This is a genomic window from Microvirga yunnanensis, from assembly GCF_025460875.1.
Window position 1 is genome coordinate 1 of the sequence record NZ_JAMXFI010000142.1, and the last position, 21,080, is coordinate 21,080.

General features: G+C 60.3%; 22 protein-coding genes, 1 tRNA gene and 3 pseudogenes. 9 read left to right on the forward strand and 17 right to left on the reverse strand.

The features are described 5' to 3' along the window. Positions 1 to 168 precede the first annotated feature (168 nt). From NF876_RS37680 to NF876_RS37690, 3 genes are all read right to left on the reverse strand, one after another. Positions 169 to 1,050, reverse strand: coding sequence for an alpha/beta hydrolase (locus NF876_RS37680; RefSeq protein ID WP_210805626.1), 882 nt, complete (start codon positions 1,048 to 1,050; stop codon positions 169 to 171). A 9-nt stretch (positions 1,051 to 1,059) separates the two neighbouring features. Continuing rightward, complete coding sequence (locus NF876_RS37685; protein ID WP_210805624.1) at positions 1,060 to 1,695, reverse strand: glutathione S-transferase N-terminal domain-containing protein; 636 nt, start codon at positions 1,693 to 1,695, stop codon at positions 1,060 to 1,062. A gap of 156 nt (positions 1,696 to 1,851) precedes the next feature. Continuing rightward, a complete protein-coding gene (locus tag NF876_RS37690) occupies positions 1,852 to 2,973 on the reverse strand; it encodes a hypothetical protein (protein ID WP_262266500.1) in 1,122 nt (373 codons plus the stop codon). Positions 2,974 to 3,899: 926 nt separating this feature from the next. Between NF876_RS37690 and NF876_RS37695 the strand changes: the two genes are divergently transcribed. From NF876_RS37695 to NF876_RS37710, 4 genes and pseudogenes are all read left to right on the forward strand, one after another. Beyond that, positions 3,900 to 4,154: a ribbon-helix-helix domain-containing protein gene (locus tag NF876_RS37695; RefSeq protein WP_210805620.1), complete on the forward strand. Its 255-nt coding sequence runs from the start codon at positions 3,900 to 3,902 to the stop codon at positions 4,152 to 4,154. A gap of 6 nt (positions 4,155 to 4,160) precedes the next feature. Beyond that, a complete protein-coding gene (locus tag NF876_RS37700) occupies positions 4,161 to 4,475 on the forward strand; it encodes a type II toxin-antitoxin system RelE/ParE family toxin (RefSeq protein ID WP_210805618.1) in 315 nt (104 codons plus the stop codon). An 83-nt stretch (positions 4,476 to 4,558) separates the two neighbouring features. Beyond that, positions 4,559 to 4,811 (forward strand): annotated as a pseudogene (locus NF876_RS37705) (AbrB/MazE/SpoVT family DNA-binding domain-containing protein). A 270-nt stretch (positions 4,812 to 5,081) separates the two neighbouring features. Then, positions 5,082 to 5,889: pseudogene (locus NF876_RS37710) on the forward strand (aminoglycoside phosphotransferase family protein). A gap of 26 nt (positions 5,890 to 5,915) precedes the next feature. Here NF876_RS37710 and NF876_RS37715 read toward each other — a convergent pair. Together NF876_RS37715 and NF876_RS37720 are read right to left on the reverse strand one after the other, a co-directional pair. Then, positions 5,916 to 6,365, reverse strand: coding sequence for a nuclear transport factor 2 family protein (locus tag NF876_RS37715; RefSeq protein WP_210805616.1), 450 nt, complete (start codon positions 6,363 to 6,365; stop codon positions 5,916 to 5,918). Between the two features lie 391 nt (positions 6,366 to 6,756). Next, positions 6,757 to 7,851 carry an IS1595 family transposase gene (locus NF876_RS37720; RefSeq protein WP_210805614.1) on the reverse strand — a complete coding sequence of 365 codons (1,095 nt, stop codon included), beginning with the start codon at positions 7,849 to 7,851 and terminating at the stop codon, positions 6,757 to 6,759. A gap of 78 nt (positions 7,852 to 7,929) precedes the next feature. On the opposite strand from NF876_RS37720, the gene NF876_RS43715 reads away from it, so the two are divergent. Then, the gene (locus NF876_RS43715; RefSeq protein ID WP_210805612.1) at positions 7,930 to 8,100 is read left to right on the forward strand and encodes an integrase core domain-containing protein; all 171 of its coding nucleotides are present in this window, start codon (positions 7,930 to 7,932) and stop codon (positions 8,098 to 8,100) included. Between the two features lie 535 nt (positions 8,101 to 8,635). On the opposite strand, the gene NF876_RS37730 is transcribed toward NF876_RS43715, so the two are convergent. The 4 genes from NF876_RS37730 to NF876_RS37745 form a co-directional block, all read right to left on the reverse strand. Beyond that, the gene (locus NF876_RS37730; RefSeq protein WP_262273056.1) at positions 8,636 to 10,306 is read right to left on the reverse strand and encodes an IS630 family transposase; all 1,671 of its coding nucleotides are present in this window, start codon (positions 10,304 to 10,306) and stop codon (positions 8,636 to 8,638) included. Positions 10,307 to 10,587: 281 nt separating this feature from the next. Next, on the reverse strand, positions 10,588 to 11,112 hold the full coding sequence (locus NF876_RS37735) for a hypothetical protein (protein WP_210805649.1): 525 nt from the start codon (positions 11,110 to 11,112) through the stop codon (positions 10,588 to 10,590). A 449-nt stretch (positions 11,113 to 11,561) separates the two neighbouring features. Then, the gene (locus tag NF876_RS37740) at positions 11,562 to 11,969 is read right to left on the reverse strand and encodes a hypothetical protein (protein WP_210805647.1); all 408 of its coding nucleotides are present in this window, start codon (positions 11,967 to 11,969) and stop codon (positions 11,562 to 11,564) included. A 541-nt stretch (positions 11,970 to 12,510) separates the two neighbouring features. Next, positions 12,511 to 12,810, reverse strand: coding sequence for a hypothetical protein (locus NF876_RS37745; RefSeq protein ID WP_210805645.1), 300 nt, complete (start codon positions 12,808 to 12,810; stop codon positions 12,511 to 12,513). A gap of 284 nt (positions 12,811 to 13,094) precedes the next feature. On the opposite strand from NF876_RS37745, the gene NF876_RS37750 reads away from it, so the two are divergent. From NF876_RS37750 to NF876_RS37760, 3 genes are all read left to right on the forward strand, one after another. Further along, positions 13,095 to 13,310, forward strand: a complete 216-nt coding sequence (locus tag NF876_RS37750; protein ID WP_262273057.1) for a hypothetical protein — start codon at positions 13,095 to 13,097, stop codon at positions 13,308 to 13,310. Between the two features lie 245 nt (positions 13,311 to 13,555). Next, positions 13,556 to 13,912, forward strand: a complete 357-nt coding sequence (locus tag NF876_RS37755) for a Rap1a/Tai family immunity protein (protein WP_262273058.1) — start codon at positions 13,556 to 13,558, stop codon at positions 13,910 to 13,912. Positions 13,913 to 14,005: 93 nt separating this feature from the next. Further along, positions 14,006 to 14,494 carry a hypothetical protein gene (locus NF876_RS37760; protein ID WP_210805643.1) on the forward strand — a complete coding sequence of 163 codons (489 nt, stop codon included), beginning with the start codon at positions 14,006 to 14,008 and terminating at the stop codon, positions 14,492 to 14,494. Here NF876_RS37760 and NF876_RS37765 read toward each other — a convergent pair. The 7 genes from NF876_RS37765 to NF876_RS37795 all read right to left on the reverse strand — a co-directional run bounded on the left by NF876_RS37765 (position 14,463) and on the right by NF876_RS37795 (position 20,212). Further along, positions 14,463 to 14,654 (reverse strand): WGR domain-containing protein, encoded by a 192-nt coding sequence (locus NF876_RS37765; protein ID WP_262266499.1) that lies wholly within the window; start codon positions 14,652 to 14,654, stop codon positions 14,463 to 14,465. The two genes, NF876_RS37760 and NF876_RS37765, sit on opposite strands and share 32 nt — an antisense overlap. A 598-nt stretch (positions 14,655 to 15,252) precedes the next feature. Then, positions 15,253 to 16,335, reverse strand: a complete 1,083-nt coding sequence (locus tag NF876_RS37770; RefSeq protein WP_210805641.1) for an AAA family ATPase — start codon at positions 16,333 to 16,335, stop codon at positions 15,253 to 15,255. Then, positions 16,328 to 17,236: a DUF7146 domain-containing protein gene (locus NF876_RS37775; protein ID WP_210805639.1), complete on the reverse strand. Its 909-nt coding sequence runs from the start codon at positions 17,234 to 17,236 to the stop codon at positions 16,328 to 16,330. The genes NF876_RS37770 and NF876_RS37775 overlap by 8 nt, the downstream gene beginning before the upstream one ends. Beyond that, positions 17,233 to 17,427 (reverse strand): hypothetical protein, encoded by a 195-nt coding sequence (locus tag NF876_RS37780; RefSeq protein WP_210805637.1) that lies wholly within the window; start codon positions 17,425 to 17,427, stop codon positions 17,233 to 17,235. The genes NF876_RS37775 and NF876_RS37780 overlap by 4 nt, the downstream gene beginning before the upstream one ends. Further along, the gene (locus NF876_RS37785; RefSeq protein ID WP_210805635.1) at positions 17,420 to 17,590 is read right to left on the reverse strand and encodes a hypothetical protein; all 171 of its coding nucleotides are present in this window, start codon (positions 17,588 to 17,590) and stop codon (positions 17,420 to 17,422) included. The genes NF876_RS37780 and NF876_RS37785 overlap by 8 nt, the downstream gene beginning before the upstream one ends. Positions 17,591 to 17,675: 85 nt before the next feature. Then, entirely contained in the window at positions 17,676 to 17,933 is a 258-nt protein-coding gene (locus tag NF876_RS37790; protein WP_210805633.1) for a hypothetical protein, read from the reverse strand. A 938-nt stretch (positions 17,934 to 18,871) separates the two neighbouring features. Next, positions 18,872 to 20,212, reverse strand: coding sequence for a tyrosine-type recombinase/integrase (locus NF876_RS37795; protein ID WP_210805631.1), 1,341 nt, complete (start codon positions 20,210 to 20,212; stop codon positions 18,872 to 18,874). A 104-nt stretch (positions 20,213 to 20,316) separates the two neighbouring features. On the opposite strand from NF876_RS37795, the gene NF876_RS37800 reads away from it, so the two are divergent. Then, positions 20,317 to 20,409: transfer RNA gene (locus NF876_RS37800), tRNA-Arg, on the forward strand. Between the two features lie 287 nt (positions 20,410 to 20,696). On the opposite strand, the pseudogene NF876_RS37805 reads toward NF876_RS37800, so the two are convergent. Further along, positions 20,697 to 21,080 (reverse strand): annotated as a pseudogene (locus NF876_RS37805) (calcium-binding protein); the annotation flags it as partial.

Here is a 21,080-nt window from a genome sequence, read left to right on the forward strand (position 1 = left end):
TGAGGATTATGGCTGAAACTGGTATGCTGTTAAGGTCAAGCTTTTAGGCGGCATCGGCCTAGAGAGGTTCGACCCTATGGGCTCGCCAGCCTCAGCACAACCGGATCGTGTGCTAGACGTCTCAGCCCTCGCCCTGATGCTGCCAAGCTGTCGCGGGACTGATCGGGTTTATGGCTGCTGAGGTGATGTGACCGCACTGTCGGAGGAGCGCTCAGGCAGATGGTCTTCGACGGCCGTGAGGAATTCCTCCACCGCCGCCATCCCACCCTGCTCCAGGTTCCGGGTGTGGCTCCCGCCCTCGATGCGGATGAAGCGCTTCGGCTCGGGAGCAGCCACATACAGCCGCTCGCCGAAGGCGAACGGGATGGTGCTATCATCCGTGCCGTGCAGGATCAGGATCGGCGCCTTGACCTTGTGGATGATGTCGAGCGAGCGGAACTGGTCGAGCATCAACCAGGAGACGGGCACATACCAGTAGGTGAGGCTGGCCACATCGGCAGTGGAGGTGTAGGGCGCGTCAAGGATCAGGCCAGCTAGCGCCTGCTCGCTGGCCAAGCGCACCGCCACTCCCGTGCCGAGGGACTCGCCATAGGCGACCAGGCGCGAGGTCTCATAAGATTGCCGCATCCAGTCATAGGCCATGCGAGCATCGGTGTGCAGACCCGCCTCTGTGGGCGAGCCGGTCGAGCCGGAATAGCCGCGGTAGCTGACCATGAGCAGCCCACGCCCGGAGGCTGTCAGGGCCTGAGCGCGCAAGCGCCCGTTCCAGAGGCTGCCACCGTTGCCATGGAAGTACAGGATCAGCGCCTTGCCCGACTGCGGCGGTTTCCACCAGGCCACAAGCCGTTCGCCATCGGGTGTCTGAAGGACCAGATCCTGGAAGCCGGACAGCCCTGCCTCGGCGGCGGTGCTGCGCCGGTCGGAGGCTGGATACACCAGGCTGCGCTGGTTCACGAACAGCACGGCGAGGGCGCAGACATACAGGGCGAGCACCGCGGAGGCGAGAAAGAGGAGCAATCGGACTATAGGACGAGAGGATTGCCATGCCACGGGCCAGCCTCAGAGCTTCGGCACTGCCATACCGCGTTGGACTGCGGGGCGCTCTCCGACCTCCTTGAGCCAACGGTGGAGTGATGGCTTGGTGGCAAGGCTGTCGGTCAGGACATCCTTCAGGAACGTGGTGGCCGCCACTGTCCACGGGTAGGCTGCAATGTCGGCGATCGTGTACGTGTCGCCGGCCAGGTACGGGACCTCAGCCAGACGCCGCTCCATGACAGTGAGCAGGCGATCGGCCTCATCGGTAAAGCGCCTGATCGCCAGCGGCGCCTTCTCGTCCGAGCGTTTGGCAAAGAAGCCGAGCTGACCGAGCATGGGCCCTTGGCCGCCGACCTGCCAGTAGGTCCATTCCAGCGCCCTGTACCGAGCCGGCCCTGAAGGGGCGAGAAAGTGGCCGGTTTTCTCAGCGAGGTAGGTCAGGATGGCGCCGCTCTCAAAGAGGGTGAGCGGGCCACCCTCTGCCTCGTCATCGACAATGGCCGGGATCTTGTTGTTGGGCGAGATCGCCAGGAAGTCGGGCGAGAACTGCTCGTTGCTCCCGAGATTGACCGGCCGCACTTGGTAAGCAAGGCCAGTCTCCTCCAGCATGATGGGCACCTTGCGGCCGTTCGGCGTGGTCCAAGTGTAAAGCGTGATCATGGCGGCTCCTGAGCAGGAAGGGCTGATAAGGCTCTAAGATCTAAGAGATAGCAGCCGACCCGCGTTAGACGATGCCCTAGGTGCGACAGCTGGACCCGATCAGGGCATCAGTCTTGGGCGTGGCCTGGAATGGGATAGGGCCTGCCCTTCAGCATGTCAGCGCAGCAGCATCTCAGGTGATAGCTGGGGCGCTGCCCCCTCATTGCCAGAATGGCATTCTGACCTCCGGTCATTGGGGAACTTGGCGTTCATCAGCGGCTCCGCATACGTGAACAGCAGCCGTCTCCGAAAGGCCGGGGGCGTCTCGACGATCTGAATGTCGCGCGCCAGCGTCTCGTCTGGCCAGAAATACGGCCTCTGTCCGCCCATGAAGGCCGCCTCTTGGGTCCAGGGCGGCGCCTCGAGCCCCCAGCGCTGGGCCAGGTGCTCGCCAATCGCTCCGAGCCACGCATCATCCTTCGGATCTCCAGTCGGGGAAGGCACCGGATCGAGCATCGCCTGTTGAACTGCCTTGTCCTTTTCCACATAGAACGCCTGCTGGAACTCACCTGAGGCCAAGCCAAAGCAGTCGCCATCCTCCCCCGCCAGTGCGGCGACATCGGCCAGGGACTTCGGGGTCGCGTTCAACACCAACCCGCAGCCAAAACGATCAAGCGCATACTCGAACTGGGACAGCCTCTTCTCAAGGGTGCGAGCGAGCTCGCCGTCCTCCTTGGCTCTCCTCTCGAGGTAAGGAGCGACGAGGCGCCTCAGCCTCTCGGCACGCTTGATGCCGGCCTGAGCCGCGATCCGGATGGCAGGTTCAAGGGCGTCGTAGCCGATGTCGTCTCTCAGGCGAAGCGAGGCCAGGAACGTCATCGGGACAAGCAGGTTGGCCGGGGCGGCGAGAACCCGAAGCCCAGGGCGCTCCCAGGACGGGTACAGTCCCGTCGGGAACCTGGCCGATGCCGATGGTCCGTGACCAAAGGCGGCGGGCAGGATGTCCTCGACCCAGTCGTTAGGGAGCCCGACACTTCGTCCCGCGCCCACGACCGCTTGCCGGACGATCCCGCCCCTGCCCTCGAGGGCAATGTCCGCCTCGATCCGGGTGCGATCGTCGGCCCAGCTGTAGCAGACCAGGATGACGCTTCGCTCATGGACCATGATCTCACCGATCACCCGGTGACTTCGAAGCTCCTCCCCGGCGAGGTTCAGTGCCCTGCGTACGAGGTCTAGGTAGATGTGAGCGGAAGCTGTCATCGCCGAGATCGCAGGGGTGACGAGAGGAAGGTAGAGCATTCTGCCCCGTAGGCCATGGAGCGGTCCAACGATGCTTGTGCCAGCTTATACTACTCTGTGGTACTCCCCCTCGGCTTGCCCGACTGATGGTTTGAGAGGCGAGCACGTGGTGTGCGCCCGTTGTCGTTGTTGCCTTCGCTGCGATTGAGCCGCATGGCGCCATCCGTGCCGCTGGGCCCGCTCATGGACTGCCAGACGCTCGGGCTATCGTTTATCGCCGGTTTCGCGACCGTTTAGGGGTGAACGGGGATCGGCCGAAGATCCCGCCGTCGACCTCGCCATCCAAGCGGCCTGAAGCATACTCCCGTTCGGCTCCGCTTATCCTGGCGCTCTACTCCTTAAGATACTAACTACTTGATATTAAAGGAATTGATGAGCAACGAAGAAGATAATGACGGTTAGCTACGGCTTGTTTTAGGGACGCCTCATTGATGAGATTGGTATCGATAACTGTCGCTTATCGATACCAATGCGGCTCGGAGGCTTTTGGGGCAATTTTGACCGCAGTTTGGGTTACTTCCTGCCTGGATGTGCGCCATGCGACGGCTTTTCGCTGCGGCCAAGGCCGTGCCCGAGCAAGACCCGTCATCGGTGTCGATCCCAGGGCCGCACCTGAACCGCAGCAGGGATCGGGCTGGGTCCAATGCCTTGGCAAAGGGACCATAGCCGTGAGGAGGAAACCTCAGGGCGGCCTCTACCGGCTGGTTGGCGTTGGCCACGCCAGGATCCGGGGCAGCCAAAGCGCCCTCCCCCTCCGCTTTCGGTCTCGCGCGACCGATTACCGATCCATCCTATCTCAATGCTCCATCGGGATCCCACCTTGCGCTGTCCGGCCTCTCCAGAAGGTGGGGCAGATCACCTCCAGGCCTTGTTCTGTATTCATTTTTGATTATATTGAAGACATCGCAGTCCAGGGAGGCTCCTTAATGTCCCGCACCACGACAATGACAGTCCGACTCAGTGGAGCATTGAGCGAGTTCGTCGCGGCCAATGTCAGCGAGACCGGATCCTACGAGAATGTCAGTGAGTACGTCCGCGATTTGATCCGCCGCGACAAGGAGCGGGTCGAGCACGAAGCTTTCGAGCGGCTGAAAGCGGAGCTAGCACTGGCCTTTGCCGCTCCCGAAGCCTCCTACCAAGCGCTCACGGCTGCCGACGTCATCGCACGCAACAAAGCGTAGTGCGGCATGGCCTCGGTCCGGGTCCAGGAGGCGGCCTCTCATCGCCTCGACGAAATCTACCGCTACACACGCGACCAATGGGGGGCAGAACAGGCTGAGCGGTATATCACCGGACTGTTCGCCGCCTTTGCCAAGATTGACACGCACGCGGTGCTCTCTCGCCCGATTCCGGCCGAGTTTGGGATTGACGGTTATTTCTTCCGATATGAACGGCACTTCGTTTACTGGCGCAAGCTCAGCAATGGCGACATCGGCATCGTGACAATCCTGCATGAACGCATGCATCAGATTGATCGATTTCGGGACGACTTTGGATTGTAGACCCTTCGCGTCAGCGCGGCCTGTTTAGCTTACCAGTGTCTAACCTTCCCTGGCAGGCTCCGACGACAAAAGCCGAGCGCCGCATGACGGTTGTGTCCACGAAAGGTCTGGTGACCTTGCCCGAATCGATCCGGCCGCGCCGGCACTGGGCGGCCGGAACCCGGCTGGTCGTCGAGGAGACGCCGGAAGGTGTCCTGGAAAGCAGCCCCTGTGTTTGCCGCGACCTGGCCAGAGGACGTATTCGGCTCCCTGCCCTCTCAGGGCCCGCCCAGGATCCTCGAGGACATGGACGCCAGCATCGTGGCCGAGGCCAAGCGGCGCCATGCTCGCGATTGATACCAATCTGATCGCTCGCTACCAGGCGAGCGATCATCCTGAGCAATCACCGCAGGCAAGAGCCACTTGGTGAAGGCGGCGGGATGTACCGCCTTCGTCGGCTTCGACCGGAGCTTTGCCAAAGCCGCCAACCGGGTCAGCGAGGTGAAGGTCCGGACGCCGTAAGGACCCTGGCCGCTGTCTCAGACGAGGCCACGCGGGCAACCTCCCGCCACATTCCCAAGCGCCCGGACGGTGCGGTCGCCCCTTGCGGCATGTTATGACCCACCCATGCTCGAGCCTTACCTGCGCCAATGGGGCCTGGTCGCCACCGGAGACCTCATCGTCACCCGCACCAGCCGGCTTCTGCCGGTCCTGTCGCAGGGGCAACCGGCGATGCTGAAGGTCACCGGTGACGCCGACGAAAGGCACGGCCATCTGCTCATGCGCTGGTGGGTGGGGACCGGCGCTGCCCGGGTGCTGGCCTTCGACGATGGCGCGGTCCTGCTCGAGCGCGCGACTGGCTCTCGATCTCTGGTCCGTCTCGCCAAGGACGGTCGGGACGAGGCGGCCACCCGGATCATCTGCGACGTCGCCCGCCAGTTGCACGCCCCGCGAAAGCCCTCCCCCCAGTCTGGTGCCGCTGACCACTTGGTTCGAGGCCCTCGCCCCGGCGGCGCGGGCGCAGGGCGGCATTCTGGTCCACGCCGCCAACGCGGCCGCCGACGTGCTGGCGTCGCAGCGGGAGATCGTGCCCCTCCATGCCGACCTGCACCACGAGAACATCTTGGATTTTGGGGAGCGGGGCTGGGTCGCCATCGACCCGAAGCGGGTGATCGGAGAGCGGGCCTTCGAGTACACCATTCTCTTCTGCGACCCGGACCTCGGCCTGCCCCATCTGACCATCGCCCGCCGGCTCGAGATTTTCGCCCAGCGGCTCACGATCGTCAGCGAGGCGGCGAACCTCGAGGTCCGGCGCCTGCTTCTCTGGATCCTCGCCTGGGCCGGATTGTCTGCCGTCTGGCAGATCGGCGATAACCTCGACCCCGGGATCGAGCTCCAGGTGGCTGAAATGGCGCTAGCTGCCCTCAAAGGCTGATTACCACACGAGGATCCACCGCGGGGTCACCCGCGGGCGAGCTTGGCCGCTTGGCCTAGGCTGATGCGATGAACCAATGGGTCGGCATGTCGATACAGCAGCTGCCATTCGGATCCATCCCGGCGGTAGATTTGGGTGACCCGCAGCGGCCATTCCTGGTCCGGCAGACCACCCACCTCCCCGTGCTGTCGCTCGATCATGACGAGAACGACAAGGTCTCCCGAGGCGTAGGTTTGCACCACGTCCAACCGTGCCTCGCCGGCTTTGAAGTAGTCAGCGGCCTTGAGCAGGCTCACGCTTCGGTTCTCATACCGGGTGGGCTCTCCGCCGAAGGGGTTCATCAGCATGAACCCTGGCGCATGGGGCGTGAGTGCGAGGTACCGGTTCATGTCTCCGCGCATGAAGGCCGACGTGGCTTCCTCCGTGCGCTGTACGAGTTCGGCAAGCTCCTCGTCCGTGATGCTCCCGTGGGCCATGGCCGCATCCTGTGATCCGCTCTGCCCGCTGGCAGATCTCACTTCCGGAATGGTATTCTCCCTCACGAAGCCCGTCCACACTCCCCCCGAGCATGGCTCACCACGTCTCGCCAGGATCCTCGAATTCTGTCGACTCACCGGCGACCCGACGGATGGCCTCATCGAGAGGCGCCTTTCCCATGCCGGACCCCTTGGTCCGAAGCCCCCTCCCCTGCCCTCGGGCGAGCCGGCGCTTCACAACCCGTGTGGCCTCGACCACCAGATACGCCATTTCCTGATCTGGAAGGCCATTCAGGAACTCGTCAATGTCTGGTCTGGTCACCGGTCCGCTGAGGTTGCCCAGCGACATCGGGCCAGCGCAAGATCCGTTCCTGATTGAGCGCCGGCTTTATCAACCAAAGCCAGCTACCTTCGAGAGAAGGTCGATCCCGCCGGCCTTCGTTCGGCGCATCTCGCGTCCAACGGCGAAGCGGAAGACTGCCGGGAGCTGCAGAGCAGGCGGTATTCGCGCCCACAAGGTCTTGGTCACTGGCCGTCCGTTGCGTGTGCGTCGCGGCGCCTGGCCCCTGACTACCCGCTGCGACCAGCGAAAGCCGATCTCGTTGAAGTAGAGATCCGCGTGGTGCGGGCCGATGTGGTGGAATACGCCCGAGACGGTACAGCGCACCCGGTCATTGAAGCCCTCCGCTGAATTGATGTGAACCGGACCGCGAGCATATTCACGAGCCTTATGGTGGACGGTGTCATGAGCCGCAAACGCGGTGCCAATTGAGACGAAGGCCTTCCATTCATCACTCATCAGATGAGCCTTCGGATCGACAGTCTCGGTGAGAACCCGGTCCGCTTCGGACTCAGAGAGATCCTCAATCACGGCCGCCCGAACCTCCCTAGACGGCGTCCCGACACCCACATCCGGCGGCCGTTGCACGGCCACAAGTGCCGGCGTTTTCAAGGTTTTCGGCTCACCTTTGCGTCCTCGTCCTAGTGGAGAATAGTTCTTCTCCCGCCGCGGCTTGCCACCGATGTCCAGGCCGTCGATCTCTACAACATCATCCAGAGCCTGCTCGCGTCCGACCATCAGGCGTAGGGCATGATCCATTCGCCAAGCCGTCGGCTCGCTGACACCAAGCGCTTCCTCCAATCGGATGGAAGAAATACCGTTGTCCGAATGTAGCATCAGCCAGAGGCCGGAGAGCCAGACCCGAGGTGGAAGCTTCGTCGCATGCAGGGGTGTTCGTGTTGTGACAGTGAACTGAAACCGGCAGGTGCCGTTCGAGCATTGGTAAAGCCCAGCTCGGGCTCGCTTCCCGTTCTCTCGGCCCATCAATGCGATGGAGTGGCGATAGCCGCAGGCCGGGCAAACTCGCCCGTTCGGCCACACCATCGCCTCAAGCAATCGCCGGCAATGGCTCTCGTTGTGGAAGGCACTAATCATGTCGGGAACGGTGGTGATCCTCGACAGCACCTCGCGTACAGAAAGATCCATTCCGACCTCCTGTCGATTACGGGATCAGAATCTCACGCAAAAGCTTCGCTGCAAAGGAAAAGCTGTCTTTGGTTGATAATGCCGAAGATCTATGGCTCGATCGGCGAACTCCAGACTGATCTTGATGCTTGGGTTCGTAGTTATAATGAGGAGCGGCCGCACCAGGGGCGGTGGTGTTTTGGCAAGACTCCGATGCAAACCTTCGTGGATGGCATGCCGCTGGCAAAGGAGAAGATGATTGCAGCCTGATCCTGCCGGACAGGCTCAACCCGATCACTCTCCGACGCCGAATGTCAGATCAAATGCCGACTACTACATCTGAGCGGACATTTGACCCTCACCCGGCGGGTGCCAGGCTCAAACATCGACCGCCGAACTGTCCAAAATTTGCGGTCAGCGAGTGCTCCTCACCAAGGCAAGGAGGTACGTTGCTTCCACGTCACGACCTCTTGAAGCCCGTTGGAGAACTTGCTCGATAGTTTCGTCCTTACGGGGTGAGTGCCTGTCGCAGACGGCAAGCACCTGTTCGTACAGAGCCCTATCCGTAGAATGGATGCCCCATACCGAGGCGAACGCAGCCTTGATCTCCTCCGAGGAAGCGCTTGGAACGTCTGACGCCACGATTGGATAGGCAAGCTCGAACAATCCTCCAGTGCCAACCGTCCTTTGGCCATCCGTAAGTGACCCGATGGCCCGTTCGACCGCTCGCCGGATAAGCCGTTCACGCTCATGAGTCACAGGAACACCTCCGGCAGCTATACCAAGCATGATACCCCGACTTGCATCATCGACGATAGGCGGGATCTTTGCAGTTGTTGGCTTCCGAGAACACAGCGGGCTGTCGCTCGAGCCCCCACACCCACTCCCCCGCACGCTCCGGATTGCCCTGAAAATGAGCATTTCGTTCAGCCAAGTACCGGTCGATTGCCGCCTGAGCCTCCTCCGCAGATCGGTAGTTGCTGTTGTGGATCACGGCGCGTGCCATGCCACTGAAGACCGCTTCGATGACATTCAGGAAAGGAGCACAGGAGGGCAGCGGCACCACTTCGATCTGCGGACCTCTACCGACCTGAGCGGCAGCATTGTGGTTGGTCAGCCAGTCCTTGAGCCGGTTCGAGGAGTGCCATGAAGCCGCGTCCCAAGACAGGTAGAGCCTATGATAGGCTGCATATTTCGAGGCGAGAGCCTCGATCAGCCGGATCATCTCGACCGTGTTCTTCTTCTCGCTGTAGACATGAGTGACCTGGTTCGTCGACAGTTCCAGGGCAGCCGTGAGGATCAGCGTGCCGCGGGCCCTCTGCCGCGCCGGAACGATGCGGATCATCCCGGGAGGTGTCAGGGCTTTGCCGCCATGCAGCCTCACAATGAACGGCCCATACTCATCAATCGAGAAGAAGGCTTCGTCAGCTTGAAGCGAGGCGAGGGTCGAGCGCAGGGTCCGCACCTTCTCTGAGTAATTCGGGTCCGTCGATGTGAGCACCCTGCGCGCTCTGAGCCAGCGCCAGCCTGCCTGCTTCGTGATCTTGCGGATCGTATCCCGGCACGCAGAGTTCCCCTTCTCGGCAAGAACCTGCTGCAACGTGCCCATAGTCCAGGCCGTCCGGTTGATACCGTAGTTGAGCGGCGGCCCATGCAGGATAGTGAAGATCAGGCTCTTCAGGGGCTCGCTGTTGACCTTGTCGCGTGTTGGAGGATGCGGTGCGAACAGGGCTGAGGCTCCGCCCCGTTCATAGAGCTGGCAATAGCTGCGATAGGTTTTCTTCTCGATGCCGAGAAAGGCGCAGATGGCAGTCGAGGGCCAGCCGCGTAGGCTGCCGAGGACCACAAGCGACCGATTGCGCACGTGGTGGCCGCCGTGATGAAGCCTGTCCAGCAACCGGTCGAGGTCGGGCACCTCGCCGAGTTCTCCCCGCAGATGGGTGAACGGCATCCTTTGCTGTAGAAGCTGACGCAGCCACGTGAAGGCAGCCTGCCTGGCGACTTCCTTGTGAGTCTTGCGCGCTCGGGAGGATGTAAGTCTCTGCCGTTCGTTCGCCCGGCACTGCCTGGCCACATGCATCAGAAGGGTGACCGCTGACTTGCGGTCCAAGGTTTTGACCTCGTCGTATGCGGCTTCCCACAGCATGCGATCCGTCGGCTTGAGCGACCGTATGTAGTTGCCGACAGCGTCGTACGTTCCGGTATAGCCCTGGTCCCGAATGGACCTGTAGATCTCGCGATAAGAAAAGCTTGGCTGCTCCTCGTCCGACAGCATCTGCTGGATTGTCTGCAAGTATGGCCCCAACTTGGGAAAGACCTGCTCCCGCGGGCCGTAGGGCACCGGCTGCCTCGCCCGCAGCATCTTCCGGACCATATTCGGACTGATCCCGGTCTCGCGGGCGACCTGCCTCTGGGTGGCTCCTTCGACCAAGACCCGGTAGCGGATCCGGGCCCATTGCTCGTGGTCGCTGTACATGAGGTCACCTCACGTGCGACAGCGCTCAATCGGAGCGTCATTGTAACAAAGTCCGAATGGAATGTGAACTGTGGTTCGGCCAGCCGGCCATTTCGTATTATCTGGTTCGGGCAGCCTCCCAGGCAGCGGCAATCCAAGCCGTCGAGGAGATATTGCCGGGTGGCTGGGGTGCGATCGAAGCTACCCTGACGGCTATACGGAAAGAGACTGTAAAGGCGCTCGATCTGCGGCGTGGCGTCCCCCGCCAGATCTAAGTTCCCTTCTCCTCTTGCAGAGGAAAATCAAGGTACCTTACTTTCGTTTGTTGAAAGGCGATCTTCAGCATTCGCCGCCTTCAGGCCGGCCCATATGTGGACGACATAAAGAGAAAGGCGATCTCGCAGCGGCATTTCCTTGTGCGACTTTGGCTTGCTCCTACCAGGAAAGTGAGGGTTGATGCGTTTGAAGCCCCACTGGATTCCCTCTTTGGTGACAGGATCGAACACCTGGTAAAGCTCATCGAGCATCGTAGATGTGAGCTGAGTTCTCAGATTATGCGCAAACTTATTCCGAATAGTTCCAACTGCCTTCAATGCAGCTTTATATTTCGATGGAAAACCTAGGGAGACAGCCAGCTTTATTTTATCGAAATATTCAATATGGATAGTTTCGAATACCTGCTCCGGTATCCGTCCTTCCAAGAAAACATTCAATTCGTGTTCTATATATAGATGGCTTCTGATGATCGCAGCTAGATCATCCTCTCCAGTGAGGGCCTTAGAAAACTCCATGGCATCCGCGCCGAAGAGGGATTCAGTCTCGTCCATTGCGCTCCCCAATCGTTAGGTGAGATCTAACGGAGCACGCCTACATAGAACGCTCAACCCTCTCTTCGCCTCTCCCCGCTGTATCCTTCGAATGACCTACTCCCACGAGACCATTGCCGCCCCCGATCTCACAGGCGAGCTAATGCGGTCTGATTTAAGAGCAAGCGCGCAAACAAGAGTGTGCATACTCTCACAGTAAGGTTACGCTGAAACGTGCGATAACTGATCATCAAGGATGATGGTCATGTCGCAGAACGCACTTTCCTTCGTACTCGGCACAGTGGCTCCTCTCGCAATCGTCATGTGGGTCATCTTCCAGTAGCGGCGGACCTGTCATCGCGCCTAGGGGGTCCGCTGCACTCGTGATTTGTGCTCGTAGCTACCTGACTTACAGTTCACTCCCTTTGCCGATTAGGGCGCAGGGATCAGCAGTCGTCTGCGTACGTGCTTTATCGAACTGACTCGCAACGACCTGTTACGAGAGTAGAGAGATCATAGATCAGAAAAGTTACGGCTGATTTTTCGGCCCACGCCCGTACCCGGAGGACATGCGTCGAGGCGGAGCGAAAATTTTTAACAGGCGTCATGACAAAGTCGTCTGCATTTGAACCTTGCTGGAGCACAACCCATTGCTGCGCTGTCCCATCTTTCCAGCGGAGCATGCCTGTTGCTGTGTCGACGAGGATGTCGGTCCACCAGTTCTTCCAGAAATCATTTTTGAATCGATCGACTACTCCGTCGTCCGTCATCGTGACGACGTCCCGCGCAGAGCAGCGATAGAGTTCCCCCTCAGCCGCCTGCGTTGGCTCCACGCCGAACAGCAGGACGGCGGCGAGCGCGATAATCGTCCCTCTCATATTGGCCTCCCTATCCCGATTATTGCGAACGACTTTCGCCCGCAACCATCGTGCCAATGAGCTTACGGAGATAGCTGCCTTAGCGTCAGGCTACCGGAAGAGTTAACCCACCCGTGCCCAGTTACTGCCACGTTCGCGACCGCCCACCAGGCAAGCTCTGGGCGAGATGTTTCACTCACGTAGCCTGAAAAGCCGCACCACCTCGGGTAGGAACAGCGGAACGGATAGGAGGCCAGACAGTACAGTTACTGAACCCTGCTCCGATTTCCTTCCGCCGACGTAGGGGAGGGCTCCTGAGGTAGGATCACACAAAGCCAGCTATCGTTCTCGTCCCTGGAGGTGCGGCAATCCCTCTTGACTTGGATTTGGAGCACGCCCCCCGCTGCTCCTCATCCAGGCGGGGAGAGGCCGGGGACCTGTTCTTCTCGGCCTCTCCCTCGCCAAGCATTCGCGCGGGCCCTTCTCACGCTGCTGGACCGGAAACCGAAGATCGTCGAGGAGGTCTTGGGCTGAACGTGCGAACGAGGGGGACTGATAGACGCTAGGCGCTGATCTCCTGGAGACGGCCTCCGCCCGGTTTCACGGTTTCAGGTTTCACGGTTTCATGCCGGGATTCTCGGGAAACCGAGACGGCTATATGGCAAAGAATGCCCATGACGATGCCGAACAAAAGGTACTGAAGGCCTTTGTCTATTACTGCGCCGGTGTTCTCGGCAGCAAAGTATCTTCCCGCCAACTCCTGCCTATCGTAGACGGCGAGAATGATGCCCGTTGCAGTTCTAAGGACGCCGTAGGCGAATGCTAGATAAGCCGTAAGCTGCCCCATCCGAACGAAAAACATCGATGTTACCCCCCCTGAGTAGCTACAAAACCGATCTTTGCAGCGTCGGAAAACAGTCAGCAATAGCATCACATTTGGCTGCGCGGGTTTTCCCGTTCGATTTCATCTCCTCTTTGCTGTTCGGGGACAAGGATTTGCAGTCCTCTGCGCCACTGCCCTGCCTAGCGCGAAAATGATCCGCTCGGGGTACAGCTCTTGCCCCGGTCCTGAACGTCTAATGCCAGCTATGGTCCTCTATCGAGAGTGATGAGGCTGAGAATTAGGCAAGGACGGGTTGAGGAATCATGACAACCTTTTTCTCGATGATGGCGTTATTCGCGGTGATAGGTGTAATCGGCCTCTTCTTCAGGGAAAGCGAGGAGAGCAGACGCGATCGGATCAGGACACGCCAGATCGAGAGGAACTTCGAGCGTAGAATGAACAAGATCAAGAACACTCCAGTCGGGCCAATTCGCTTCTCTAAGAAACGCAGCAGCGGCCAAAGCAAGAGCAGGCGCTGATCGTCAGGAGGCCAGCGCCTCTCGGTTGTCTCTAGATCGGCAAGTCTTATTGAGTATTCACGACTCCGCCGACGCGCTCGCCTGAGCGGATTTTACTGAATAGATGTGGCGGCGTTCCATAAGATGCCGCGAAGACTACACGAACACTCCAACTCGCGTTCCATACTGATGATTATGCGAAATTGAGAGCACCGTGTACTCTCTCGGGGAAGCTGCTATGTTCGAGCCTGTTTTCGGGGGCTGTAATGAAAGTTGGTTTCGCTATCGCGGCACTGCTGCTCTGTTTCTCTACAAGTGCGCACGCCCAAGACAGTCAATTTACGGGCAATTCTATGTATAAACCATGCGCAGATGCATTGCAGGATAACGCATCAACGCAAATATTCAGGCAGGGGCAATGCAATGGTATTGTAACTAGTATTTATTATTTCGGCGAGAACCTATCGCCAAGTCGTCGTTTCTGTTCTCCAGAGGGTGCAAGCTCCATTCAAGCATTACGGATTGTCGTCAACTACATGCAGGCTAACCCTGCTAGGCTTCACCTTCCATTGTTTGTCCTCGTCACCGACGCATTGCGCGCCGCGTGGCCCTGCCAGAACTGAGAGCCTCACAAATTCTCCGATAGGCCCGACGCTTCGCCCGGGCGACGGCCTCCAGGCCTGGCAGCTATATGCGCGAAGCTGTAAGCCAGGGGCATGACCAATATCGATCTCTCTCCTGATCTTCGTGACCGCCGCCGTGCTGCCTTCCATGAAGCTGGCCATGCCGTCGTTGCCTGGGCTCTCGGTTTGGAGGTTGGATGGGTGCGCTTGCTGCCAGAGACAGGGAATTCGGCTGGAGCGATTGATCGCCAGACGGCCGATCACCTTCCCCCTGAGGATCAGATCGCCGTGCTGATGGCCAGTTGGTGGTCAACCGATATGTGTGACGTTCCCCAACTCTATCCTGCCGAGTTCGAGATGGATGAAGTCCAAACGTATATCGTCATGCGTCGGACCTACCCCGATGATGACGAGGCGCAAGAGGACCTGCGCGAGCGCGGACGTGCGAGGGCACGGGAGCTTGTCATGCGCCATGCGAGGAGCGTCATTCTGATAGCTGAAGAGCTGGAGCGCCGCGGTGAACTTTTAGCTGGAGAGGTCGCTCGGCTGCTCACAGGTCCTGATAGCCCTGCCGCTGCTTGACCCGGGCAATCGCCTCCAGCGCCTGCCCCGCTGCGATCTCATCCTCATGGATCTCGACCAGCTCTTGGCCAATCATGCCGATCCGGCCCCAATTGCGCACCAGCCGGATCGTTCCGAACAGGTCGTGCTCGATCATCAGCGAGTAGAAGCGGCGGATCACCTTCCCTGGGTGATCCGCCGCAGGGCAAGATGGAACTCGATGGAGGGACGCTCGTCATCCATTACGACTCTAGCTCGTTATCAACTGACAAGCTCCCCGGTCAGGAAGGAGCTCACGATGAATGACTTCAGCGGGTATTTGCCGTGGCTCCTGCTTGCCCTGGGCGGTGCGATATCGGCTATGTTGTTACTTTATGGGCTTGGATTTCTGTAGACTTCCAAAAACCCAGCTCCGCTCTTCCCTCATCAGCCTCGGCTCTGCCAAGGCCCTTCTGCACATGAGCGTATTAGCCTTGCGGGTGGTCGGGCACATGACCGTCGACCAAAGCGCGCCAAACGGGCTGCTAATGGTAGCGTTTAAACGCAAGCCTCAGGAAGCCTCTCCAGGCGCGGTTTCCTGCTGCCGGCAACGATCCCGCCAGTGGGTGCTGAAAGCCTGTCAGCGGACGGGGCCGAGCGTTCTGACAAGGTGGGCTTACCGATTAATCTCTGTAGTGGGCGACCGTCATGTTATCGCGGCCTGCATATGTTCCGGGCCTGATCACGCTACGCCCCTGTCACAGTGAATGGGCTGTCACAATTGTCACAATGGTCATCAATCATTCTCCTCCAGGAGTGTCTCGGCTGTCGTCAGACTTTGTGACGCTTGTGACAGTTGTGACAGGGGCGTCGTTGTGACGGTACTGTGCCCGTCCAACCTTCGTGATTTCCCCGGCCGCACTCATCCGGGTGAGCAACTGCCGGACGTTGTCGTACGAGAGGCCGGATAGGTCCGTGACCTCACGCGGCGACAGCGGTTGAGCCGCTTCGGAGAGGATATCGAGTATCGTGGTGCGTTCGTCAGAACGTCGAACCTCGGACACATCCCCCATGACGAACCAGCGGCAGTCCCCCTTGTTGAATTCGACAGCGCTTTCAATCTCCTCGATGTCGCGGCCCCGCCCGTAGAGGGTCGCGCCATTGCTGTCGCGGTCGAGCACGATGGTCGTGTCGGCCGCCCCGGAGAGCCCGAGCGTACCGCTGACCTTCTCGAAGGGATCGGTATCACTGCCGCCCTTGCGGGTATGGTGCACTACGATGATCGCAACACCGAACTCGGACGCGAGGGCCTGCAAGCCTTTGATCGCGTGGTAATCGGCCTCGTACATGTTCTCACGGTCACCTCGGGCGGGTTTGAACATGGCAAGCACGTCCACGATGATCAGGCGCGGGTTCTGTGCGCTCGTGATCCAATCCCGGATTGCATCAAGGCCACCCTCGTTGGCGCGCGGCCACTCGGTCGCATATTGAAAACCCTCAGGCCACTCGTTGAGAGGTCCGAGAACCTTGTCGATGCGCTTCCGCAATCTGCGCTCATTGTCTTCGAGAGCGAGATAGAGAACGTCGCCATGCTCGCACTTAATCCGGCCCAGACAGACCTCGCCCATGGCGACAGCGAGGCCCATCTCAAGCACGAGCCAGCTCTTGCCAAGCTTGGGCCGCCCAGCCAGCAGCGTGCAGCCTTCAGCAATATAGTCAGGTACCACGTAGCGGATCGGCGAGAATTCTCTCCGGCGCAACTCGCGGGCCGATCTGATCCTTAGCTTCGGCCTTCCACTCTTACCGTTGCAATCCGGCTTGATAGGAAATGGCTCGTCGAGCGGTGGGAAGTGTTCAACCGTGTAGAGATTGGGATTAAGCACGGCGCTGCTCCGCGAAGAAGAGGTCGTTCAGATCCGCACGGGATGCGGTCGGGGTGATCAGGTAGGCTTCGGCGCCGGAGGCTTGCCAGCGCCGCGCCGTTGATCGTGCTGCCCGGATGCCGGTCTCGTCGTGGTCTACCGCGAGCCAGAGGCTCTCAATCACTGACAGCACAGGGAACGTCTCGACGCCACCGGCTGAGATCAGCGACCAGACAGGGGAGCTTCCGAACTCAAGCAGGTTGCGCAGACTCAGGGCGCTCTCGATGCCTTCACCGATACCTAAGCAGAGCGTCACAGCCTCGTCGGGCGTGAGCTTGATGGCTCCGCCCGCGATCGGCCCGAGTGCCAGCCGGTCCTTGCCGTTGGTATTCGCCTTGTGGCCGTCTCGGGTGAGGGCCGTGCGGTGGATCGCCATGGGCTTGTTCGTCACCACATCCCGCACAAGGCAGACCATGGCGGGCGTCCGCTCCCCAGCGAATGGGCAGGCCGGATGAAACCGGATCGCACTGCAGGCCGCCTCATCAGGCAGGACGAGCCCGCGCCGGTTGAGATACGTTTCGACCGGTGTTCCGCGTGGATGACGGGCCTCGTCCCAGATGACAAGTGCTTGGGCCGTGCGCTCGGCTTCGTCTGGACTTGTGACAGGAGCGGCGGGGGAGGGCGCCAGTTGCGCCTCCCTGCCGGATGCCAGTCCCAGCCGCTCTTTCACGTAGTCGCGGATGGACAGGGGATCGTCACCCGCGAAGGAGTGGATGAGGAACCCGCCGGGAGCCTTAGGATCGAAGCGGAGGGAGGCCGAGCGATCCTGCCGCGAGTGACCGGGCGGCGCGAAGAGGATTTGCTGCCCGACAACATCGCCGCCGAGAGCTCGGGCAGTCGAGCGAAGATCGAGGCTGCTCATGACAAGCTCCAGCTGTTCGAAGTGTGGAGAGCGCCAGCCTCGTTGTGGCGGTCGTGGCCTTCCTGCCACCGCTCGCCCGTGCGGCGAGCGCATTTCTCGACGACCGCCGCGACGGCATCGCCGAGGGTGATCCAGTCCCCGAGGTCATCAGGAGCCTCCGGGATCAAGGAGATGCGGAATTCTTCAGTCATGGCGCACCTCCGGCGCGGGGCCGAGCAGCTCGACAATGACCGATGCTTGGGCGGTGCTGATGCGACAGCGGTGGGCGATCCGCCGCGCAGCGTAATCGAGCGACGGGCGGTCCGAGTTGGCGGCTGGCTTGCGCGTGCCGCCGGTCATGGTGTAGGAAGACATTGCAATCTATCCTTCAAGCCCCGCCGGACACCCGTTCGTGCGGGGTTCCTTTTGCGGTCGGCTTGCAAAGATTTGATGATGATGATCAGGCCGCGAACTGCTGGCGCTCAGACGTGCTGTTGACACGCGGGCCGATCTTGGCCGCCGCCCATTCGTCCAAGCCGTCTTGCGGATAGAGCGGGAAGCGGCCAGCGTATTCCATGGGAGGCCCTCCGCCGACGCAGGCCAGTTTGGCGAGGGTGCGGGTGCCATAGGACAAGCCCCACGCCTCCTTCAGGTAGTCGCTCGCCGCATCGCGCCGGAAGCGACGCTTCTGCTTCGAGGAACTGTGTTCGATGGACATTGAAACCTCACGTCATCTAAGAGCAGTGCGCTCGGGTTGACCTGAGGAAGTTCTCAGAAGCTGAGGCTATTTGAAAACATTGGGCAACTTGCGAAATCAGTGCCTAATTTGCCCAATGTCCGATCAGTGTTCCTCGGCAGTGCCGCATGAAGGGGGTAGCTCGCCCTCACAACGGGTTCTTGCGTTTGCCATGGAAACGGATTTTCGCCTTGGGCGCGCCCCCGATCGGACGCGCTGGAACTCTCGACTGATCGTCTCAGGACTATACGGTTTACCTCGGGTAGTTACGATGCCGATGTCATTGAGTACGGCTGACGCAAAACGTATGTAGGGACTGTTTGCTTTACCTGTGGTGCCTTCAATGTAATTGTGGGCGCGACCTATCTTAGCTTCTCGTCCAAAGTATCGCTCGAATATCCTCGGCAAATACTCAACAATGAGCCACTCCCGAGCATTTCTTTCTCGGGGCATTGGCGCATCGATAGGTATCCTATTCCGCTCCTGTCGTGCGACACGGGCTAGCCGAGCAAGTCCGATAACCAAGCCCTCCATCGAGGCTGCTCGGTCTACCCGCTTTCTGCGCAGGTTTCCTTCCCTCGTCGGGAAACTAAAACGAAAATTCAGCCGCGCCAATTTACCTGCGTTGCTACCCGATAGGAGCTTTCTCAGGTGCCTTGCTGTTCGCTCTATTTCTTCAAAGTGGTCTGCGAACTCGCGCCGTTGCCGACTGCTATCCAGCCACGCATAGACACTCGCGTCGACAGCGGCTTCATTGATGTCACGCCGTAGTCGGCGGCGGTTGATCCGTTTGCGAACGAACTCGCGCCCTACAGCGTCCAGAATATGCTCAACATCAGCTTGCTTTATCGCCTGAGCCAAGCGCGCTTCAGCAAGAAGACGAGAAGATGATTTTTCACGTGGAGATATAAGGCCCTGCATTACGCCGTAGCTCCATGCAACCCAACGATTTCTGCGCGCGGCAATCCGCCTTCCATCGCCATCGCAATGTGCCGAGAGACGCGGTCCGCTGCCGCGATAAGAGCGGGATCGAGCTTGTGGATATAGCCACGTGTCGTGCCGCCACTTGAGTGCCCGAGCATCGCGCCGATGGTTGCCTCGGTGAAGCCGAGGTCGTCGGCTACGGACGCGAAGGCATGGCGGAGCCCATGCGGCGTCAGGGTCGCAATCGACGGCTCGGCGAGTTCTCTTCCGTCTGGCGTCGTGGCGTTCCGTATCCGATCCCATGCCTTCGGCAGCCCGCGATACGGCTTCGGGCTGCCCTCGCCGTCCGGTATCGTCGATTCCCGCAGGGCCGGAAACACATAGGTGCCGTTGCTGCGGTCGAGGACGGCGCGAAGGGCCTCCAGCGCGGGCGTTCCGAGCGGGCGCATGCTGGCCCCGGTCTTCGTGTCGCCAAGCCTCAGGCAGGATCCGCGCAGGTCACACTCAGTCTGCTTGAGCCCGGCGATTTCGCCAGCCCGGCAACCTGTCAGGGCCAGCAGGCGCATGGCCTCCATGGCCTGCCACGGCTCCCCTCTCGCCTCAGCAGCAGCGAGCGCCCGGCCGAGAGCGGCGTACTGGCTCGTATCAAGATGGATCTTGCGCTTATTGTAGGAGGGTAGCACGATGCCGCGTGCCGGGTTATCGCCTCGGCGGCCCTCTTCCACCGCATAGGTGAGGATGGCACTCAGAAGGACCATGGTGCGGGTCGCGGTGCCCTTTCCGCCTTTGACTATCGCACGTCCGCGAGCCTTGGTCTTCACGTCGGCGGCGGTCTTACCGGCAATCACATCGCGCAGAAAGGCCCGCAGGTCCGCCGTAGTCAGATCCTTGATCGTGCGGTGCCCAAGCAGGGGGATAATATGGCGTTCGACACGTCCCTTGTCGGTGTAAAGAGTGGAGGCCTTTTTGGCCCCGCCCCGACGCGTGATGATCAGGCCCTTCTCTGCCTTCTCCAGATATTCCCGACAGAGGTCCGCCACAGTCGCTGCCGTGCGATCCGCCGCCCTGGTTTCGGCCGGGTCCTCACCCTTCGCCACCCTGGCCAGAATAGCCCGCGCCTCGTTGCGGGCCTCGTCAGGGGTCAGCACGCCATAGCGCCCGATGGTGACGCGGCGGCTGCGGGCGTTCCTGTTGCGGTACTGGACAAGGAAAGACTTAGCGCCGCTCGGCTTCACCCTAAGCCCGAACCCCGGCAGTTCGTTGTCCCAGGCAAATATGTCTCCTCCGGCTTCCAGCGGACGGATCGCGTCTATCACCCGCTTGGTCAGTTTCGGCATCGGGTAAGCACCGGGTAAGCAGAAAGCGGTAGTCTTGGGTCAGATCAGGTAAGCGCCGTCATTCTGGCGGCCCCCCGGAAGTCCTTATAATTTAACGGCTTGGTGCATTCCGGTCAATTCGGGTAAATCAAGGAAATGAGTGGACGACTGCCCTCCGAAGGCAAAGGTCACACGTTCGAATCGTGTCGGGTGCGCCATTCATTCTCGATGACATAGTTATAGAAGACACGCCGTTCTGATTGCTTCGCGCAAGCAATCGGTGGGTGAGCGAGGCCGTTTCATTCATTGGATTCGGCTCCCGAATGGGTCCGATGCTTTAGCGGGCCCATTACGGCACTCAGGGACATAGAGAGTTTGTGGTGTGAGTTTGTGGTTCGGATTTTCTGACGACTTCGCGAGACGAGCGATTGAAATGAAGTGCACCTGCTTGGCCAGCGGGATGGTAGCCCCGGACGGCCGGGGCTACCAGGGAGCCTAGCAACAGTTAGATGACGACGAAGTCAGCGGCCGTCATCTTCAGGTGAGCGTCGAGTTTGGCGAACTTGATCGCCGCGCCGCTGCCGGAGCCGTCGGCATCGTATGACAGATCGCCCGTCTTGCTGTTGTAGATAACGCGGTCGGTGGAATCCAAGGCTTTCTTGCCGATCACGAACTTGCTGGCCGCCAGGGTTCCCGTCGATCCGAGCTTGGTGAAAACCGAGTCGTTGAGACAGATGCGATCATCCGGTGGCTTGAAGTCGGTGATGGTATCGACGTTGTCCGAGCCCAGTTTCGTGTCGAACATGAAGGCGTCCTTGCTTGCGCCACCCGTGAGGATGTCGCTGCCGCCCTTGCCCCACAGGTAATCTTTTCCGCCCTTGCCATCGAT

Coding starts and splice junctions, on each gene's coding strand:
- NF876_RS43715 (WP_210805612.1), top strand. CDS start 7,930: ATGCCGAAGATCTATGGCTCGATCGGCGAACTCCAGACTGATCTTGAT.
- NF876_RS37760 (WP_210805643.1), top strand. CDS start 14,006: ATGACCAATATCGATCTCTCTCCTGATCTTCGTGACCGCCGCCGTGCT.
- NF876_RS37745 (WP_210805645.1), bottom strand. CDS start 12,810: ATGTTTTTCGTTCGGATGGGGCAGCTTACGGCTTATCTAGCATTCGCC.
- NF876_RS37685 (WP_210805624.1), bottom strand. CDS start 1,695: ATGATCACGCTTTACACTTGGACCACGCCGAACGGCCGCAAGGTGCCC.
- NF876_RS37775 (WP_210805639.1), bottom strand. CDS start 17,236: ATGAGCAGCCTCGATCTTCGCTCGACTGCCCGAGCTCTCGGCGGCGAT.
- NF876_RS37785 (WP_210805635.1), bottom strand. CDS start 17,590: ATGTCTTCCTACACCATGACCGGCGGCACGCGCAAGCCAGCCGCCAAC.
- NF876_RS37740 (WP_210805647.1), bottom strand. CDS start 11,969: ATGAGAGGGACGATTATCGCGCTCGCCGCCGTCCTGCTGTTCGGCGTG.
- NF876_RS37780 (WP_210805637.1), bottom strand. CDS start 17,427: ATGACTGAAGAATTCCGCATCTCCTTGATCCCGGAGGCTCCTGATGAC.
- NF876_RS37750 (WP_262273057.1), top strand. CDS start 13,095: ATGACAACCTTTTTCTCGATGATGGCGTTATTCGCGGTGATAGGTGTA.
- NF876_RS37735 (WP_210805649.1), bottom strand. CDS start 11,112: ATGGACGAGACTGAATCCCTCTTCGGCGCGGATGCCATGGAGTTTTCT.
- NF876_RS37795 (WP_210805631.1), bottom strand. CDS start 20,212: ATGCCGAAACTGACCAAGCGGGTGATAGACGCGATCCGTCCGCTGGAA.
- NF876_RS37690 (WP_262266500.1), bottom strand. CDS start 2,973: ATGCTCTACCTTCCTCTCGTCACCCCTGCGATCTCGGCGATGACAGCT.
- NF876_RS37715 (WP_210805616.1), bottom strand. CDS start 6,365: ATGGCCCACGGGAGCATCACGGACGAGGAGCTTGCCGAACTCGTACAG.
- NF876_RS37695 (WP_210805620.1), top strand. CDS start 3,900: ATGTCCCGCACCACGACAATGACAGTCCGACTCAGTGGAGCATTGAGC.
- NF876_RS37790 (WP_210805633.1), bottom strand. CDS start 17,933: ATGTCCATCGAACACAGTTCCTCGAAGCAGAAGCGTCGCTTCCGGCGC.
- NF876_RS37755 (WP_262273058.1), top strand. CDS start 13,556: ATGAAAGTTGGTTTCGCTATCGCGGCACTGCTGCTCTGTTTCTCTACA.
- NF876_RS37730 (WP_262273056.1), bottom strand. CDS start 10,306: ATGTACAGCGACCACGAGCAATGGGCCCGGATCCGCTACCGGGTCTTG.
- NF876_RS37720 (WP_210805614.1), bottom strand. CDS start 7,851: ATGGATCTTTCTGTACGCGAGGTGCTGTCGAGGATCACCACCGTTCCC.
- NF876_RS37700 (WP_210805618.1), top strand. CDS start 4,161: ATGGCCTCGGTCCGGGTCCAGGAGGCGGCCTCTCATCGCCTCGACGAA.